Origin of the sequence: Kluyvera georgiana ATCC 51603 (genome assembly GCF_001654985.1) — a bacterium.
Classification (GTDB): domain Bacteria; phylum Pseudomonadota; class Gammaproteobacteria; order Enterobacterales; family Enterobacteriaceae; genus Kluyvera; species Kluyvera georgiana.
Window position 1 is genome coordinate 1 of record NZ_LXEU01000060.1, and the last position, 17,080, is coordinate 17,080.

14 protein-coding genes are annotated in these 17,080 nt (G+C 53.4%); 9 read left to right on the forward strand and 5 right to left on the reverse strand.

The genetic code is table 11. The features are described from left to right. The 9 genes from M989_RS24695 to rpoC all read left to right on the forward strand — a co-directional run. A partial coding sequence (locus M989_RS24695) for an EF-Tu C-terminal domain-related protein (protein ID WP_191604234.1) occupies nt 1-73 on the forward strand: 73 nt, incomplete at its 5' end. A gap of 221 nt (nt 74-294) precedes the next feature. Beyond that, nucleotides 295-678 carry a preprotein translocase subunit SecE gene (secE, locus tag M989_RS14655; RefSeq protein WP_064546531.1) on the forward strand — a complete coding sequence of 128 codons (384 nt, stop codon included), beginning with the start codon at nt 295-297 and terminating at the stop codon, nt 676-678. Nucleotide 679: 1 nt separating this feature from the next. Beyond that, nucleotides 680-1,225 (forward strand): transcription termination/antitermination protein NusG, encoded by a 546-nt coding sequence (gene nusG / locus M989_RS14660; protein WP_002438628.1) that lies wholly within the window; start codon nt 680-682, stop codon nt 1,223-1,225. Nucleotides 1,226-1,382: 157 nt separating this feature from the next. Continuing rightward, nucleotides 1,383-1,811, forward strand: a complete 429-nt coding sequence (gene rplK, locus M989_RS14665) for a 50S ribosomal protein L11 (protein ID WP_012133815.1) — start codon at nt 1,383-1,385, stop codon at nt 1,809-1,811. A 3-nt stretch (nt 1,812-1,814) separates the two neighbouring features. Continuing rightward, nucleotides 1,815-2,519 (forward strand): 50S ribosomal protein L1, encoded by a 705-nt coding sequence (rplA, locus tag M989_RS14670; protein ID WP_064546534.1) that lies wholly within the window; start codon nt 1,815-1,817, stop codon nt 2,517-2,519. 295 nt (nt 2,520-2,814) lie between these two features. Next, nucleotides 2,815-3,312 carry a 50S ribosomal protein L10 gene (gene rplJ / locus M989_RS14675; protein WP_001207203.1) on the forward strand — a complete coding sequence of 166 codons (498 nt, stop codon included), beginning with the start codon at nt 2,815-2,817 and terminating at the stop codon, nt 3,310-3,312. Nucleotides 3,313-3,378: 66 nt separating this feature from the next. Next, the gene (gene rplL / locus M989_RS14680; protein ID WP_000028882.1) at nt 3,379-3,744 is read left to right on the forward strand and encodes a 50S ribosomal protein L7/L12; all 366 of its coding nucleotides are present in this window, start codon (nt 3,379-3,381) and stop codon (nt 3,742-3,744) included. 318 nt (nt 3,745-4,062) lie between these two features. Next, a complete protein-coding gene (rpoB, locus tag M989_RS14685) occupies nt 4,063-8,091 on the forward strand; it encodes a DNA-directed RNA polymerase subunit beta (protein WP_064546536.1) in 4,029 nt (1,342 codons plus the stop codon). Between the two features lie 76 nt (nt 8,092-8,167). Continuing rightward, nucleotides 8,168-12,391, forward strand: coding sequence for a DNA-directed RNA polymerase subunit beta' (gene rpoC / locus M989_RS14690; RefSeq protein WP_064546538.1), 4,224 nt, complete (start codon nt 8,168-8,170; stop codon nt 12,389-12,391). Nucleotides 12,392-12,590: 199 nt separating this feature from the next. Here the strand turns inward: rpoC and M989_RS14695 are convergent, their stop codons facing one another. From M989_RS14695 to thiG, 5 genes are all read right to left on the reverse strand, one after another. Beyond that, nucleotides 12,591-12,908, reverse strand: coding sequence for a PTS lactose/cellobiose transporter subunit IIA (locus M989_RS14695; RefSeq protein ID WP_064546540.1), 318 nt, complete (start codon nt 12,906-12,908; stop codon nt 12,591-12,593). A 7-nt stretch (nt 12,909-12,915) separates the two neighbouring features. Continuing rightward, the gene (locus M989_RS14700) at nt 12,916-13,221 is read right to left on the reverse strand and encodes a PTS sugar transporter subunit IIB (protein WP_064546542.1); all 306 of its coding nucleotides are present in this window, start codon (nt 13,219-13,221) and stop codon (nt 12,916-12,918) included. A 186-nt stretch (nt 13,222-13,407) separates the two neighbouring features. Beyond that, nucleotides 13,408-14,949 carry a sensor domain-containing diguanylate cyclase gene (locus M989_RS14705; RefSeq protein ID WP_064546581.1) on the reverse strand — a complete coding sequence of 514 codons (1,542 nt, stop codon included), beginning with the start codon at nt 14,947-14,949 and terminating at the stop codon, nt 13,408-13,410. Nucleotides 14,950-15,182: 233 nt separating this feature from the next. Beyond that, a complete protein-coding gene (gene thiH / locus M989_RS14710; protein ID WP_064546543.1) occupies nt 15,183-16,313 on the reverse strand; it encodes a 2-iminoacetate synthase ThiH in 1,131 nt (376 codons plus the stop codon). Further along, nucleotides 16,310-17,080 (reverse strand): thiazole synthase, encoded by a 771-nt coding sequence (gene thiG, locus M989_RS14715; protein ID WP_064546545.1) that lies wholly within the window; start codon nt 17,078-17,080, stop codon nt 16,310-16,312. The genes thiH and thiG overlap by 4 nt, the downstream gene beginning before the upstream one ends.

Consider the following 17,080-nt stretch of genomic DNA (forward strand, 5'->3'; position numbering starts at 1 on the left):
TGGTCTGCGTTTCGCAATCCGTGAAGGCGGCCGTACCGTTGGCGCGGGCGTTGTTGCCAAAGTAATGAGCTAATTGCTGATAACATTTGACGCAATGCGCAATAAAAGGGCATCATTTGATGCCCTTTTTGTACGCTGTCGAACCAGAACCTGGCTCATCAGTGATTATTTTTGCCATAATCATTGCTGAGACAGGCTCTGTAGAGGGCGTTTAGTCCGAAACTTATTTCGGTTTGGATCGCCTCGCAATCGCGGGGTGGAAATGTTTGTAGAATACTTCTGACAGGTTGGTTTATGAGTGCGAATACCGAAGCTCAAGGGAGCGGGCGCGGCCTGGAAGCGATGAAGTGGGTCGTTGTTGCCGTATTGCTGATTGTCGCAATTGTGGGTAACTACCTTTATCGCGACATGATGCTGCCGCTGCGTGCGCTGGCCGTAGTAATTATTATTGCTGCAGCGGGTGGTGTCGCGCTGTTGACGACGAAAGGCAAAGCGACCGTTGCGTTTGCTCGTGAAGCGAGAACGGAAGTTCGTAAGGTGATTTGGCCGACTCGCCAGGAAACGCTGCACACTACGCTGATCGTTGCTGCGGTCACTGCGGTAATGTCACTGATCCTGTGGGGACTGGATGGTATTCTGGTTCGCCTGGTATCCTTTATCACTGGCCTGAGGTTCTAAGATGTCTGAAGCACCTAAAAAGCGTTGGTACGTCGTTCAGGCGTTTTCCGGTTTTGAAGGCCGTGTAGCGACTTCGCTGCGCGAGCATATCAAATTACACAACATGGAAGAGCTGTTTGGCGAAGTCATGGTTCCGACCGAAGAAGTGGTTGAAATCCGTGGCGGCCAGCGTCGTAAGAGCGAGCGCAAATTCTTCCCTGGCTACGTATTAGTTCAGATGGTGATGAACGACGCGAGCTGGCACCTGGTGCGCAGCGTTCCGCGCGTAATGGGCTTTATCGGCGGTACCTCTGACCGTCCGGCGCCAATCAGCGACAAAGAAGTTGATGCGATTATGAACCGCCTGCAGCAGGTTGGTGATAAGCCGCGTCCGAAAACGCTGTTTGAACCGGGTGAAATGGTTCGCGTTAGTGACGGTCCGTTCGCTGACTTCAACGGCGTGGTTGAAGAAGTGGATTACGAGAAGTCTCGCCTGAAAGTATCTGTATCTATCTTCGGTCGTGCGACCCCGGTAGAGCTTGACTTCGCCCAGGTTGAGAAAGCGTAAGGCTGCGATCAAAAAAGCATCGATCTAATCGTTGCATAGGGCGCGAAATTGACATACAATTTCGCGCCTTTTGTTTTTATGGGCCACGGCCTGTAAAACGATTTTTATTCACGGGGAGCCTCCTTGAGGCGCTATTACCCAATTAGAGGATTTTAGAATGGCTAAGAAAGTCCAAGCCTACGTTAAGCTGCAGGTTGCAGCTGGTATGGCAAACCCGAGTCCGCCGGTTGGTCCTGCTCTGGGTCAACAGGGTGTTAACATCATGGAATTCTGCAAAGCGTTCAACGCGAAGACTGATTCCATCGAAAAAGGTCTGCCGATTCCGGTTGTTATCACAGTTTACGCTGACCGTTCTTTCACCTTCATTACCAAAACGCCTCCGGCAGCAGTTTTGCTGAAGAAAGCGGCTGGTATTAAGTCTGGTTCCGGTAAGCCGAACAAAGACAAAGTAGGTAAAATTTCCCGCGCTCAGCTGCAGGAAATCGCGCAGACCAAAGCTGCCGACATGACCGGTGCCGACATTGAAGCGATGACTCGCTCCATCGAAGGTACTGCACGTTCCATGGGCCTGGTAGTGGAGGACTAAGAAATGGCTAAACTGACCAAGCGTATGCGCGTGATCCGTGAAAAAGTTGATGCAACTAAACAGTACGACATCAACGAAGCTATCTCTCTGCTGAAAGAGCTGGCCACTGCTAAATTCAACGAAAGCGTTGACGTTGCCGTTAACCTCGGCATCGACGCTCGTAAATCTGACCAGAACGTACGTGGTGCAACTGTACTGCCGCACGGTACTGGCCGTTCTGTTCGCGTTGCCGTATTTACCCAGGGCCCGAACGCTGAAGCAGCTAAAGCTGCTGGCGCTGAGCTGGTAGGTATGGAAGATCTGGCTGAACAGATCAAGAAAGGCGAAATGAACTTCGACGTTGTTATTGCTTCCCCGGATGCAATGCGCGTTGTTGGCCAACTGGGTCAGGTTCTGGGCCCGCGCGGCCTGATGCCAAACCCGAAAGTTGGTACCGTAACTCCGAACGTTGCTGAAGCGGTTAAGAACGCTAAAGCGGGTCAGGTTCGTTACCGTAACGACAAAAACGGCATCATCCACACCACCATCGGTAAAGTGGACTTTGACGCTGACAAACTGAAAGAAAACCTGGAAGCTCTGCTGGTTGCGCTGAAAAAAGCAAAACCAACTCAGGCGAAAGGCGTGTACATCAAGAAAGTTAGCATCTCCACCACCATGGGTGCGGGTGTTGCAGTTGACCAGGCTGGCCTGAGCGCTGCTGCAAACTAATGCCTTTACGTGGGCGGTGATTTTGTCTACAATCTTACCCCCACGTTTGCTAACAAAAGTTAGCGGCTAAAAAGATTTGTTCGTTGGAGCCTGGCCTATCCAGGCCTCCGTCGAAGACCGCAGGTGTTTCGCAAGAAACTTAATCCCCTGCGTAGACGGTGACAGAACGCTAAGATTATTTTTTAAAGTACTCTTTGGCTTGTTTCTGCTCACCGTATTAAGACGCTCTTCTCGTTGAGATGAGTGAAGTGAGTTCCAGAGCATAAGCTCTGGCAAACATCCAGGAGCAAAGCTAATGGCTTTAAATCTTCAAGACAAACAAGCGATTGTTGCTGAAGTCAGCGAAGTAGCCAAAGGCGCGCTGTCTGCAGTAGTTGCGGATTCCCGTGGCGTAACTGTAGATAAAATGACTGAACTGCGTAAAGCAGGTCGTGAAGCTGGCGTATACATGCGTGTTGTTCGTAACACCCTGCTGCGTCGCGTCGTTGAAGGTACTCAGTTCGAGTGCCTGAAAGACACGTTTGTTGGTCCGACCCTGATTGCATACTCTATGGAACACCCGGGCGCTGCTGCTCGTCTGTTCAAAGAGTTCGCGAAAGCGAATGCAAAATTTGAGGTCAAAGCTGCAGCCTTTGAAGGTGAGCTGATCCCGGCGTCTCAGATCGACCGCCTGGCAACTCTGCCGACCTACGAAGAAGCAATTGCACGCCTGATGGCAACCATGAAAGAAGCTTCGGCTGGCAAACTGGTTCGCACTCTGGCTGCTGTACGCGATGCGAAAGAAGCTGCTTAATCGCAGTTATCTTTGTAAAGCATCTGCTTACGTATAAACTTATTCTGATATTCAGGAACAATTTAAATGTCTATCACTAAAGATCAAATCATTGAAGCAGTATCCGCTATGTCCGTAATGGACGTTGTTGAGCTGATCTCTGCAATGGAAGAAAAATTCGGTGTTTCCGCTGCTGCTGCTGTAGCTGTAGCTGCTGGCCCGGCTGAAGCTGCTGAAGAAAAAACTGAATTCGACGTAATTCTGAAAGCTGCTGGCGCTAACAAAGTTGCTGTAATCAAAGCAGTACGTGGCGCAACTGGCCTGGGTCTGAAAGAAGCTAAAGACCTGGTAGAATCTGCTCCGGCCGCTCTGAAAGAAGGCGTGAGCAAAGATGACGCTGAAGCACTGAAAAAATCTCTGGAAGAAGCTGGCGCTGAAGTTGAAGTTAAATAAGCCAACTTTTCTGGTTGAAGCCTGAGTAATCAGGCCGATGGCTGGTGACTTTTTAGTCACCAGCCATTTTGCGCTGTATGGCGCCAGTAGCATTTCACACTGTTTGACTACTGGTTGTCCTGACAATGCATGTTTCTATCGACGACTTAATATATTGCGACAGGGTGCTCGCTCTGTGTAAATCGCAATGAAATGGTTTAAGCGTGATAGCAACAGGTATTGCGGAAAGTGTTCCATTTTCCGGTCAACAAAATAGTGTTGCACAAACTGTCTGCCCATGGACAGATGCGTCGACTTGTCAGCGAGCTGAGGAACCCTATGGTTTACTCCTATACCGAGAAAAAACGTATTCGTAAGGATTTTGGTAAACGTCCACAAGTACTGGATGTCCCATATCTCCTTTCTATCCAGCTTGACTCGTTCCAGAAGTTTATCGAGCAAGATCCTGAAGGTCAGTATGGTCTGGAAGCGGCTTTCCGTTCCGTATTCCCGATTAAAAGCTACAGCGGTAACTCCGAGCTGCAATACGTCAGCTACCGTCTTGGCGAACCTGTCTTTGACGTTCAGGAATGTCAGATCCGTGGCGTGACCTATTCCGCACCGCTGCGCGTAAAACTGCGTCTGGTGATCTACGAGCGCGAAGCGCCGGAAGGCACCGTAAAAGACATTAAAGAACAAGAAGTCTACATGGGCGAAATTCCGCTCATGACCGACAACGGTACCTTTGTTATCAACGGTACTGAGCGTGTTATCGTTTCTCAGCTGCATCGTAGCCCAGGCGTCTTCTTTGACTCCGACAAAGGCAAAACCCACTCTTCGGGTAAAGTGCTGTATAACGCGCGCATCATTCCTTACCGTGGTTCCTGGCTGGACTTCGAATTCGATCCGAAGGACAACCTGTTCGTACGTATCGACCGTCGCCGTAAACTGCCTGCGACCATCATTCTGCGTGCACTGAACTACACCACTGAGCAGATCCTTGACCTGTTCTTTGAAAAAGTTGTCTTCGAAATTCGCGACAACAAGCTGCAGATGGAGCTGATTCCAGAACGTCTGCGTGGCGAAACCGCCTCCTTCGACATTGAAGCCAACGGTAAAGTGTACGTTGAAAAAGGCCGCCGTATTACTGCGCGCCACATTCGCCAGCTGGAAAAAGACGATATCAAACATATCGAAGTTCCGGTTGAGTACATCGCTGGCAAAGTCGCTTCTAAAGACTACGTTGACGAATCTACCGGCGAGCTGATCTGCCCGGCCAACATGGAGCTGAGCCTGGATCTGCTGGCTAAGCTGAGCCAGTCTGGCCACAAGCGTATCGAAACGCTGTTCACTAACGATCTGGACCACGGCGCCTACATTTCTGAAACTGTACGCGTCGACCCAACCAACGATCGTCTGAGCGCGCTGGTAGAAATCTACCGCATGATGCGCCCTGGTGAGCCGCCGACTCGTGAAGCTGCTGAAAGCCTGTTCGAGAACCTGTTCTTCTCCGAAGACCGCTATGACCTGTCTGCGGTTGGTCGTATGAAGTTCAACCGTTCTCTGCTGCGCGACGAAATCGAAGGTTCCGGTATCCTGAGCAAAGACGACATCATTGAAGTGATGAAGAAGCTCATCGATATCCGTAACGGTAAAGGCGAAGTCGATGACATCGACCACCTCGGCAACCGTCGTATCCGTTCCGTAGGCGAAATGGCGGAAAACCAGTTCCGCGTTGGCCTGGTACGTGTAGAGCGTGCGGTGAAAGAGCGTCTGTCTCTGGGCGATCTGGATACCCTGATGCCTCAGGATATGATCAACGCCAAGCCGATTTCCGCAGCAGTGAAAGAGTTCTTTGGTTCCAGCCAGCTGTCTCAGTTTATGGACCAGAACAACCCGCTGTCTGAGATTACGCACAAACGTCGTATCTCCGCACTCGGCCCAGGCGGTTTGACCCGTGAACGCGCAGGCTTCGAAGTTCGAGACGTACACCCGACTCACTACGGTCGCGTATGTCCAATCGAAACGCCTGAAGGTCCGAACATCGGTCTGATCAACTCCCTGTCCGTGTACGCACAGACTAACGAATACGGCTTCCTTGAGACTCCGTACCGTAAAGTGACCGACGGTGTTGTAACCGACGAAATTCATTACCTGTCTGCTATCGAAGAAGGCAACTACGTTATCGCTCAGGCGAACTCCAACCTGGATGACGAAGGCCACTTTGTAGAAGATCTGGTTACCTGCCGTAGCAAAGGCGAATCCAGCTTGTTCAGCCGCGACCAGGTTGACTACATGGACGTATCCACCCAGCAGGTGGTATCCGTCGGTGCGTCCCTGATCCCGTTCCTGGAACACGATGACGCCAACCGTGCATTGATGGGTGCGAACATGCAACGTCAGGCGGTTCCGACTCTGCGCGCTGATAAGCCGCTGGTTGGTACCGGTATGGAACGTGCTGTAGCCGTCGACTCCGGTGTTACTGCAGTTGCTAAGCGTGGCGGTACCGTTCAGTACGTCGATGCTTCCCGTATCGTTATCAAAGTTAACGAAGACGAGATGTATCCGGGCGAAGCGGGTATCGACATCTACAACCTGACCAAATACACCCGTTCTAACCAGAACACCTGTATTAACCAGATGCCTTGCGTGTCTCTGGGGGAGCCAATCGAGCGCGGCGACGTGCTGGCAGATGGCCCGTCCACCGACCTGGGTGAACTGGCGCTGGGTCAGAACATGCGCGTGGCATTCATGCCATGGAACGGTTACAACTTCGAAGACTCCATCCTCGTATCCGAGCGTGTGGTTCAGGAAGACCGTTTCACCACCATCCACATTCAGGAACTGGCCTGTGTGTCCCGTGACACCAAGCTGGGGCCGGAAGAGATCACCGCTGACATCCCGAACGTGGGTGAAGCTGCGCTCTCCAAACTGGATGAATCCGGTATCGTTTACATTGGTGCAGAAGTGACCGGTGGCGACATTCTGGTTGGTAAGGTAACGCCGAAAGGTGAAACCCAGCTGACCCCAGAAGAGAAGCTGCTGCGTGCGATCTTCGGTGAGAAAGCGTCTGACGTTAAAGACTCTTCTCTGCGCGTACCAAACAGCGTTTCCGGTACCGTTATCGATGTTCAGGTCTTTACTCGCGATGGCGTAGAAAAAGACAAACGTGCGCTGGAAATTGAAGAGATGCAGCTGAAGCAGGCTAAGAAAGACCTGTCTGAAGAACTGCAGATCCTCGAAGCTGGCCTGTTCAGCCGTATCTACGCTGTGCTGGTTGCCGGTGGTGTTGAAGCTGAGAAGCTCGACAAACTGCCGCGTGACCGCTGGTTAGAACTCGGCCTGACCGACGAAGAGAAACAGAATCAGCTGGAACAGCTGGCTGAACAGTACGACGAACTGAAGCACGAGTTTGAGAAGAAACTTGAAGCGAAACGCCGCAAAATCACCCAAGGCGACGATCTGGCACCGGGCGTGCTGAAGATTGTTAAGGTATACCTGGCCGTTAAACGCCGTATCCAGCCTGGTGACAAAATGGCAGGTCGTCACGGTAACAAGGGTGTTATCTCCAAGATCAACCCGATCGAAGATATGCCGCACGATGCTAACGGTACGCCGGTAGATATCGTTCTGAACCCGCTGGGCGTACCATCGCGTATGAACATCGGTCAGATCCTTGAAACCCACCTGGGTATGGCTGCGAAAGGTATCGGCGATAAGATCAACGCCATGCTGAAACAGCAGCAGGAAGTCGCCAAACTGCGCGAGTTCATCCAGCGTGCTTACGATCTGGGCGCAGACGTTCGTCAGAAAGTCGACCTGAGCACCTTCAGCGATGATGAAGTTCTGCGTCTGGCTGAAAACCTGCGTAAAGGTATGCCGATCGCAACGCCGGTATTCGACGGTGCGAAAGAAGCGGAAATTAAAGAACTGCTGCAGCTGGGCGACCTGCCGACTTCCGGTCAGATCACCCTGTTCGACGGCCGTACCGGTGAACAGTTCGAGCGTCCGGTAACCGTAGGTTACATGTACATGCTGAAACTGAACCACCTGGTCGACGACAAGATGCACGCGCGTTCCACCGGTTCTTACAGCCTGGTTACTCAGCAGCCGCTGGGTGGTAAGGCGCAGTTCGGTGGTCAGCGCTTCGGGGAGATGGAAGTGTGGGCGCTGGAAGCTTACGGCGCCGCCTACACCCTGCAAGAAATGCTCACCGTTAAGTCTGATGACGTGAACGGCCGTACTAAGATGTATAAGAACATCGTAGATGGCAACCATCAGATGGAACCGGGCATGCCGGAATCCTTCAACGTACTGTTGAAAGAAATCCGCTCGCTGGGCATCAACATCGAACTGGAAGACGAGTAATCCTCGCTCAAACAGGTCACTGCTGCCGGGGTCATTCCCGGCAGTGGATTGTGCTAACTCCGACGGGAGCAAATCCGTGAAAGATTTATTAAAGTTTCTGAAAGCGCAGACTAAAACCGAAGAGTTTGATGCGATCAAAATTGCTCTGGCTTCGCCAGACATGATCCGTTCATGGTCTTTCGGTGAAGTTAAAAAGCCGGAAACCATCAACTACCGTACGTTCAAACCTGAGCGTGACGGCCTTTTCTGCGCCCGTATCTTCGGGCCGGTAAAAGACTACGAGTGCCTGTGCGGTAAGTACAAGCGCCTGAAACACCGCGGTGTGATCTGTGAGAAGTGCGGCGTTGAAGTGACCCAGACCAAAGTGCGTCGTGAGCGCATGGGCCACATCGAGCTGGCATGTCCAACTGCGCACATCTGGTTCCTGAAATCGCTGCCGTCCCGTATCGGTCTGCTGCTCGATATGCCGCTGCGCGATATCGAACGCGTACTGTACTTCGAATCTTATGTGGTTATCGAAGGCGGTATGACCAACCTGGAACGTCAACAGATCCTGACTGAAGAGCAGTATCTGGACGCGCTGGAAGAGTTCGGTGACGAATTCGACGCGAAGATGGGTGCGGAAGCTATCCAGGCCCTGCTGAAGAGCATGGATCTGGAGCAAGAGTGTGAAACTCTGCGCGAAGAGCTGAACGAAACCAACTCCGAAACCAAGCGTAAGAAGCTGACCAAGCGTATCAAACTGCTGGAAGCGTTCGTACAGTCTGGCAACAAGCCAGAGTGGATGATCCTGACCGTTCTGCCGGTTCTGCCGCCAGATCTGCGTCCGCTGGTTCCGCTGGATGGTGGTCGTTTCGCGACTTCTGACCTGAACGATCTGTATCGTCGCGTCATTAACCGTAACAACCGTCTGAAACGTCTGCTGGATCTGGCTGCGCCGGACATCATCGTACGCAACGAAAAACGTATGCTGCAGGAAGCGGTCGACGCCCTGCTGGATAACGGTCGTCGCGGTCGTGCGATCACCGGTTCTAACAAGCGTCCTCTGAAATCTTTGGCCGACATGATCAAAGGTAAACAGGGTCGTTTCCGTCAGAACCTGCTCGGTAAGCGTGTTGACTACTCCGGTCGTTCTGTAATCACCGTAGGTCCATACCTGCGTCTGCATCAGTGCGGTCTGCCGAAGAAAATGGCGCTGGAGCTGTTCAAACCGTTCATCTACGGCAAGCTGGAACTGCGTGGCCTCGCCACCACCATCAAAGCCGCGAAGAAAATGGTTGAGCGCGAAGAAGCTGTCGTTTGGGATATCCTGGACGAAGTGATCCGCGAACACCCGGTAATGCTGAACCGTGCACCAACACTGCACCGTCTGGGTATCCAGGCATTTGAGCCGGTACTGATCGAAGGTAAAGCTATCCAGCTGCACCCGCTGGTTTGTGCGGCGTACAACGCCGACTTCGATGGTGACCAGATGGCTGTTCACGTACCGCTGACGCTGGAAGCCCAGCTGGAAGCGCGTGCGCTGATGATGTCTACCAACAACATCCTGTCACCGGCGAACGGCGAGCCTATCATCGTTCCGTCTCAGGACGTGGTATTGGGTCTGTACTACATGACCCGTGACAAAATCAACGCCAAAGGCGAAGGCATGGTGCTGACTGGCCCGAAAGAAGCGGAACGTCTGTACCGCTCTGGCCAGGCTGAACTGCACGCTCGCGTTAAAGTTCGTATCACTGAATACGAAAAAGACGAGAACGGCGAGTTCGTAGCAAAAACTTCACTGAAAGACACTACCGTTGGTCGTGCCATTCTGTGGATGATCGTTCCTAAAGGTCTGCCGTTCACTATCGTGAACCAGCCGCTGGGTAAAAAAGCGATCTCCAAAATGCTGAACACCTGTTACCGCATTCTGGGCCTGAAACCGACCGTTATCTTTGCTGACCAGACCATGTACACCGGCTTTGCATACGCAGCCCGTTCAGGTGCGTCTGTTGGTATCGACGACATGGTGATTCCGGAGAAGAAATACGAAATCATCAGCGAAGCGGAAGCAGAAGTTGCTGAGATTCAGGAACAGTTCCAGTCTGGTCTGGTAACCGCCGGCGAACGCTATAACAAAGTTATCGATATCTGGGCTGCGGCGAACGATCGTGTATCCAAAGCGATGATGGACAACCTGCAAACTGAAACCGTTATTAACCGTAACGGCGAAGAAGAGCAGCAGGTTTCCTTCAACAGCATCTACATGATGGCCGACTCCGGTGCGCGTGGTTCTGCGGCACAGATTCGTCAGCTGGCAGGTATGCGTGGTCTGATGGCGAAGCCAGATGGCTCCATCATCGAAACGCCAATCACCGCGAACTTCCGTGAAGGTCTGAACGTACTCCAGTACTTCATCTCTACTCACGGTGCGCGTAAAGGTCTGGCGGATACCGCACTGAAAACAGCGAACTCCGGTTATCTGACGCGTCGTCTGGTTGACGTTGCACAGGATCTGGTTGTTACTGAAGACGACTGTGGCACCCTGGAAGGCATCACCATGACCCCGGTTATCGAGGGTGGTGATGTTAAAGAGCCGCTGCGCGATCGCGTACTGGGTCGTGTGACTGCTGAAGACGTTCTGAAGCCGGGTACCGCAGACATTCTGGTTCCGCGTAACACGCTGCTGAACGAACAGTGGTGTGACCTGCTGGAAGTTAACTCCGTTGACTCCGTCAAGGTTCGCTCCGTTGTATCCTGTGACACCGACTTTGGTGTCTGTGCGCACTGCTACGGTCGTGACCTGGCGCGTGGCCACATCATCAACAAAGGTGAGGCTATCGGCGTTATCGCTGCACAGTCCATCGGTGAGCCGGGTACACAGCTGACGATGCGTACGTTCCACATCGGTGGTGCGGCATCTCGTGCGGCTGCTGAATCCAGCATCCAGGTTAAGAACAAAGGTAGCATCAAGCTCAGCAACGCGAAGTCGGTTGTGAACTCCAGCGGTAAACTGGTTATCACTTCCCGTAACACCGAGCTGAAGCTGATCGACGAATTCGGTCGTACCAAAGAAAGCTATAAAGTGCCTTACGGCTCCGTTATGGCGAAAGGTGATGGCGAACAGGTTGCCGGCGGTGAAACCGTTGCAAACTGGGATCCGCACACCATGCCGGTTATCACCGAAGTAAGCGGTTTTGTTCGCTTCACTGACATGATCGACGGCCAGACCATTACTCGTCAGACCGACGAGCTGACCGGTCTGTCTTCTCTGGTGGTTCTGGATTCTGCAGAGCGTACTGCGGGTGGTAAAGACCTGCGTCCGGCACTGAAAATTGTTGACGCTCAGGGCAACGACGTTCTGATCCCAGGCACCGATATGCCTGCTCAGTACTTCCTGCCGGGTAAAGCGATTGTTCAGCTGGATGATGGCGTTCAGATCAGTTCTGGTGACACCCTGGCCCGTGTTCCGCAGGAATCCGGCGGTACCAAGGACATCACCGGTGGTCTGCCGCGCGTTGCGGACCTGTTCGAAGCACGTCGTCCGAAAGAGCCGGCAATCCTGGCTGAAATCAGCGGCATCATTTCCTTCGGTAAAGAAACCAAAGGGAAACGTCGCCTGGTTATCACTCCGGTAGACGGTAGCGAACCTTACGAAGAGATGATTCCGAAATGGCGTCAGCTCAACGTGTTCGAAGGTGAACGTGTAGAACGTGGTGACGTGGTTTCCGACGGTCCGGAAGCGCCGCACGACATCCTGCGTCTGCGTGGCGTACATGCTGTAACTCGTTATATCGTTAACGAAGTTCAGGACGTATACCGTCTGCAGGGCGTTAAGATTAACGATAAACACATCGAAGTTATCGTTCGTCAGATGCTGCGTAAAGCCACCATCGAAAGCGCGGGTAGCTCCGACTTCCTGGAAGGCGAGCAGGTTGAATACTCCCGCGTCAAGATCGCTAACCGCGAGCTGGAAGCGAACGGCAAAGTGGGCGCAACCTTCTCCCGCGATCTGCTGGGTATCACCAAAGCGTCTCTGGCAACCGAGTCGTTCATCTCTGCAGCATCGTTCCAGGAGACCACGCGTGTCCTGACCGAAGCAGCCGTTGCGGGCAAACGCGACGAACTGCGCGGCCTGAAAGAGAACGTTATCGTGGGTCGTCTGATCCCGGCCGGTACCGGTTATGCGTACCACCAGGATCGCATCCGTCGCCGTGCGGCGGGTGAAGTTTCCGTTGCGCCGCAGGTTAGCGCAGAAGAAGCGACCGCGAGCCTGGCAGAACTGCTGAACGCAGGTCTGGGTGGTTCTGATAACGACTGATCGTTCACGCTAGTGCGATAAGTTGAAAAGGCCAGTCTTCGGACTGGCCTTTTTTATGGTTCCGGTAGGCCTGATTAGCGTAGTGCCATCAGGCAATCCATGGAGTACACATTGCCGGATGGCGGCGTAAACGCCTTATCCGGCCTACAAAAGCAAAAGGCACCCCATAGGGTGCCTTTTCTATTCCGTTGTTGTGCGCTTAGCTAACCAGTGGAATACGGCGATACAGCTCAATCATGTCGGTTGCCAGGTCCTGGATAACCATCGCGTTCATCAGGTGGTCCTGAGAGTGAACGGTAATCAGGTTAACCGGCAGTTTGCCCGTGCCTTCGTCGATGCCGATCAGCTGAGTCTGGATACCGTGAGCCAGTTTGACAAACTCGCGGGATTCTTCCATCGCTTTTTCTGCGCCTTCGAAGTCGCTTTTGCGTGCCAGCTGTAATGCGGTTAAGGCAGAACTACGTGCGGCACCGGCGTTGACCAGCAGTTCCATGATGATTGATTCTAAATCTTCCACGTCTTTCTCACTCCATTAACTTAAGGGCTTTCTCAAGCACTACGTCGCCTTTCATCATGCCGTAGTCCATCATGTCGATGACCGCGACTTTCTTGCCCAGAGGGTCCGCCAGAGCCTGTAGCTTAGCCTGCTCGTACTTCACCTGCGGACCGAGCAGAACGATATCTGCTTCGTTGATGTTCGCTTTGAATTCGGCCACTGGTACGGCTTTGATTGAGACTTCAACCCCTTTCTTCTGAGCTGCATCCTTCATACGTTGAACCAGCATGCTGGTGGACATACCTGCAGCGCAGCATAAAACGATATTCTTCATAATGCTCCCTCATGACCCGTGATGACTCATGTTTATCGCGAGCTGAAACGATCAACAACCGGTTTGCGACGATTGTGTGTAAGCCATCACAAAGATCGTCTCAAAAAACTGAAACCGGTTACATTTTCATGCGATGACGGTATAAAAAAACCCGCAAAGCGGGTTTTCTATAACAGGAGGAAAGCGTCAGGCTTCTGAGGTGCGCTCGATACGGTTTTTGCCCTGCCGTTTGGCACGATAGAGTGCTTCATCGACGCTGGAGACCAGATGATCCAGCGTTTCCATATGCCATTCGCCAAGCCCGGCGCTGAAGGTGACATGCAGGCCTTCTTCACGCCACGTACGGTTGGCGACGTTTATCCGCCACAATTCGAGTAATGCGGCAGACTCGGCGATATGCTCGGCAGTGAAAATCACCGCGAACTCCTCGCCGCCGTAGCGGTAAAGCGACAGACCATGTGCCTGTAAAATGGCAATCCCTTGACGAGCCACGCTGCGCAGCACGATATCACCGCTGAGGTGGCCCCAGGTATCGTTGATCGATTTAAAGTTATCGATATCAACCAGCGCCAGCGAAAATGACTGACGTTCATTCATCAACGCAGCGATGTCGGTATCAAAAGCCCAACGGTTCTTACAGCCGGTGAGTGAATCGACGGTCGCCTGGCGAACGTAGGCCTGCTCGCGTTCTTTGTTGGTTTCAATGGCTTTATGTAGCATCACTTCAAGACCCGGGGCGCGGTTGGTATCGCCCGTCTTAATCGCGTTGATGATATTCATCAGAATGCCGCGGGAAGCGTGACGTAAATACAGGCCGAAGGTGATGATAATCAGGCCTGCCAGCGCGAAGCCCCACATAATGATGATACTCTCATGCTGGGCAAGTAGGCTGAGCGTATGGCCTGAAACCTTATAAATCACGAACCAGTCGGGGTTGGTGAACGAATAGTAGTAATACCAGGTCCGGTGAGCCTTATCGAACACTTCACCTTCACCGGCCGTCATAGCGCTAAGCAGTTGCTCAGAAACGACCGCCTGGAAGAGCTTGCCGCTGTCCGGATGCAGCAGCGCCTGGCCCTGGCGGTTGACCACGAAGAATTCGCCCTGTACCGGCGGCCTCATCTGGCGCAGGGTATGGCTCATGGCGGCTAAATCAAAGTGGAACGCCAGCGTGCCCTTCAATTTTCCGTCGGTAGAGATAACCGGTTTTGCCAGCGTCACGGTCTGCTGTTGGGTAAAGAAATCGACATAGGGCTGAGTGTAGCGACTAAAGACACCCGCATCCCCCTGGTGCACAAACCAGGGGCGGGAGGTAGCATTGAACGTGGGGGAGTCCTGGCGCGCGACCGCCTGCGGCGCTCGCAGATAGTGGCCCTCGGCATCGGCGACGGACAGCGACGAGACTGTCGGCATCATCGACAGCAGCTGCATCATGGATTGCAGCCCCTGTTCCGGGTCAATATTCACAATTCTGTTTAGCTCATCGTTGCGAGCCAAATAGGTTGCAGCACGTCCCAGAATATAATCATTTTCGTGCAGGATAGATTCGGTGTAATTGACCGCGAGGTTATGGGTGAAATTGCGGTTAATACTATGATAATCACGAATGATATCGTTACGTTGAATAATCGTAACCAGTGTGGCAATGATGACAAAGCACAGAATAATGCCGGCAAAGCTAATAAAGATTGGTGTGGTAAATGACAGCCTTCTGCTGTGAGAACTCATCATGGTTTCCATTCCTGGGGAAAATTGCAGAAAACCAGCGAAGACTGGTACGGCAATATCACACACATATTTATGACTTAATAATTATACGGTATTGAATTAAATATGAGTATTTAATCTACATCTATAGATTAAATTGCTAGTACCAGCCGGTTTTTATGAAATATTCTTTCGTCAAAATTAAGAGCAGGGCGACGTCAATTTGCGCCGCCGTGAATAAGTGTAGACGATTTTTAGCGCTGGGCGCCACGCCCCAACCAGCTATCCCAATCTTTCCATACCGGCTGAAGCCCGCGAGCGGCGAGCGCGCTGGCCACTTCCTCAGGCGTCCTGCCATCGTGCGGCGAAAACTGCTCAAGCTCAGGGTGATTATCGGCGTAGCCGCCGGGCTGCGTTTTGGAGAAGGCGCTGACGTTATTGATCGCCAGCGGAACCACGCAGTCGCGGAACCACGGCGACTCACGCGTCGACAGCGACAGCTCGGTATCCGGCGAGAACAGGCGGAAAGCACAGATGGTCTGCACCAACTGACGTTCATCCATCAACGATGCCGGTTCAATGCCGCCTGCACAGGGCCGCAGGCGAGGGAAGGAGATGGCGTAGCGGCTTTTCCAGTAACGCTGCTGGAGCCACAGCAGATGCTCAGCGACCATAAAACAGTCAACCCGCCAGCTATCGGATAAGCCAATCAGCGCGCCGAGACCGATTTTATCAATTCCGGCCTGGCCGAGCCTATCCGGGGTGTCAAGGCGCCAGAAGAAGTCCTGCTTTTTCCCCTTCAGATGATGCTGGGCATACATCCCTTCGTGATAGGTCTCCTGATAAACCATTACGCCATCCAGCCCCAGCGTTTTCAGTTCGGCATACTCCCCGGTCGCCAGCGGCTGCACTTCCATCTGTAACGAGGCGAACTGACGGCGAATGGCCGGGAGATGGCGGCGAAAGTAGTCCATGCCCACTTTGCTCTGATGTTCGCCGGTAACCAGCAGCAGGTGTTCAAAACCCAACTCGCGGATGGCGGCGCACTCGCGGGCGATTTCTGCCTCGTCCAGCGTCTTACGTTTGATGCGGTTGCTCATAGAAAAACCGCAGTAGGTGCAGTCATTGGCGCAGAGGTTTGAGAGATAAAGCGGCACGTAAAAACTGACGGTGTTGCCGAAGCGCTGGCGAGTCAGCTTCTGTGCTCGCTGCGCCAGCGGTTCAAGGTAATCGGCGGCGGCGGGGGAGAGCAGTGCCATCAGGTCGTCACGACTTAGCTGTGGAGCGTTAAGCGCGCGTTCCACGTCAGCGGCGGTTTTACCGTTGATGCGCAGGCGAATGTCGTCCCACTCCAGTTGCCGCCAGCGGTCGGTGAAGGTTTTCATGCTAACGCCTCCAGAAAGCCGGTGAGCGGGCTGGTGGCGCTGGCCTGCGAACTTTTGCTTCCTGGCACAGCCTGCCGCGCCAGTAATCCGGCTTCCACCGCCAGACGAAAGGCGGTTGCCATCATCACCGGATCGTCCGCCACGGCAATCGCCGTGTTGACCAGCACCGCATCAGCGCCCATTTCCAGCGCCTGCGCCGCGTGGCTGGGCACGCCGATCCCGGCGTCGACCACCACCGGCACGGTGGCCTGCTGGATAATGATCTCCAGCATGGCTTTGGTTTCCAGCCCCTGGTTAGAGCCGATAGGCGCGCCGAGCGGCATCACCGCCGCGCAGCCGACCTCTTCCAGCCGCTTGCACAAAACCGGATCCGCGCCGCAGTAGGGCAGCACGACAAAACCCTGCTTCACCAGCACCTCGGCGGCTTTTAGCGTTTCGATTGGATCCGGCAGCAGCCAACGGGCGTCCGGGTGGATTTCTAATTTCAGCCAGTGGGTGCCCAGCGCTTCACGCGCCAGTTGGGCGGCGAAGATCGCCTCTTCGGCGGTTTTCGCCCCAGAGGTATTGGGCAGCAGCGTGACGCCCGCTTCAATTAGCGGCGCCAGAATCGCATCGTTGTGCTGGCGCAGGTCCACGCGCTTCATCGCCAGCGTCACCAACTGGCTGCCGGAAGCGCGAATCGCCTCGACCATCAGCTGCGAAGAGGCAAACTTCCCGGTACCGGTGAACAGATGTGAATCAAACGTTTTGTCGGCAATACGTAACAT

Excerpts from the sequence above, each read along its gene's own strand:
- secE (WP_064546531.1), top strand. The coding sequence starts at position 295 with ATGAGTGCGAATACCGAAGCTCAAGGGAGCGGGCGCGGCCTGGAAGCG.
- thiH (WP_064546543.1), bottom strand. The coding sequence starts at position 16,313 with ATGAAAACCTTCACCGACCGCTGGCGGCAACTGGAGTGGGACGACATT.
- M989_RS14700 (WP_064546542.1), bottom strand. The coding sequence starts at position 13,221 with ATGAAGAATATCGTTTTATGCTGCGCTGCAGGTATGTCCACCAGCATG.
- rplL (WP_000028882.1), top strand. The coding sequence starts at position 3,379 with ATGTCTATCACTAAAGATCAAATCATTGAAGCAGTATCCGCTATGTCC.
- rplA (WP_064546534.1), top strand. The coding sequence starts at position 1,815 with ATGGCTAAACTGACCAAGCGTATGCGCGTGATCCGTGAAAAAGTTGAT.
- thiG (WP_064546545.1), bottom strand. The coding sequence starts at position 17,080 with ATGTTACGTATTGCCGACAAAACGTTTGATTCACATCTGTTCACCGGT.
- M989_RS14705 (WP_064546581.1), bottom strand. The coding sequence starts at position 14,949 with ATGAGTTCTCACAGCAGAAGGCTGTCATTTACCACACCAATCTTTATT.
- rplK (WP_012133815.1), top strand. The coding sequence starts at position 1,383 with ATGGCTAAGAAAGTCCAAGCCTACGTTAAGCTGCAGGTTGCAGCTGGT.
- rplJ (WP_001207203.1), top strand. The coding sequence starts at position 2,815 with ATGGCTTTAAATCTTCAAGACAAACAAGCGATTGTTGCTGAAGTCAGC.
- nusG (WP_002438628.1), top strand. The coding sequence starts at position 680 with ATGTCTGAAGCACCTAAAAAGCGTTGGTACGTCGTTCAGGCGTTTTCC.
- rpoB (WP_064546536.1), top strand. The coding sequence starts at position 4,063 with ATGGTTTACTCCTATACCGAGAAAAAACGTATTCGTAAGGATTTTGGT.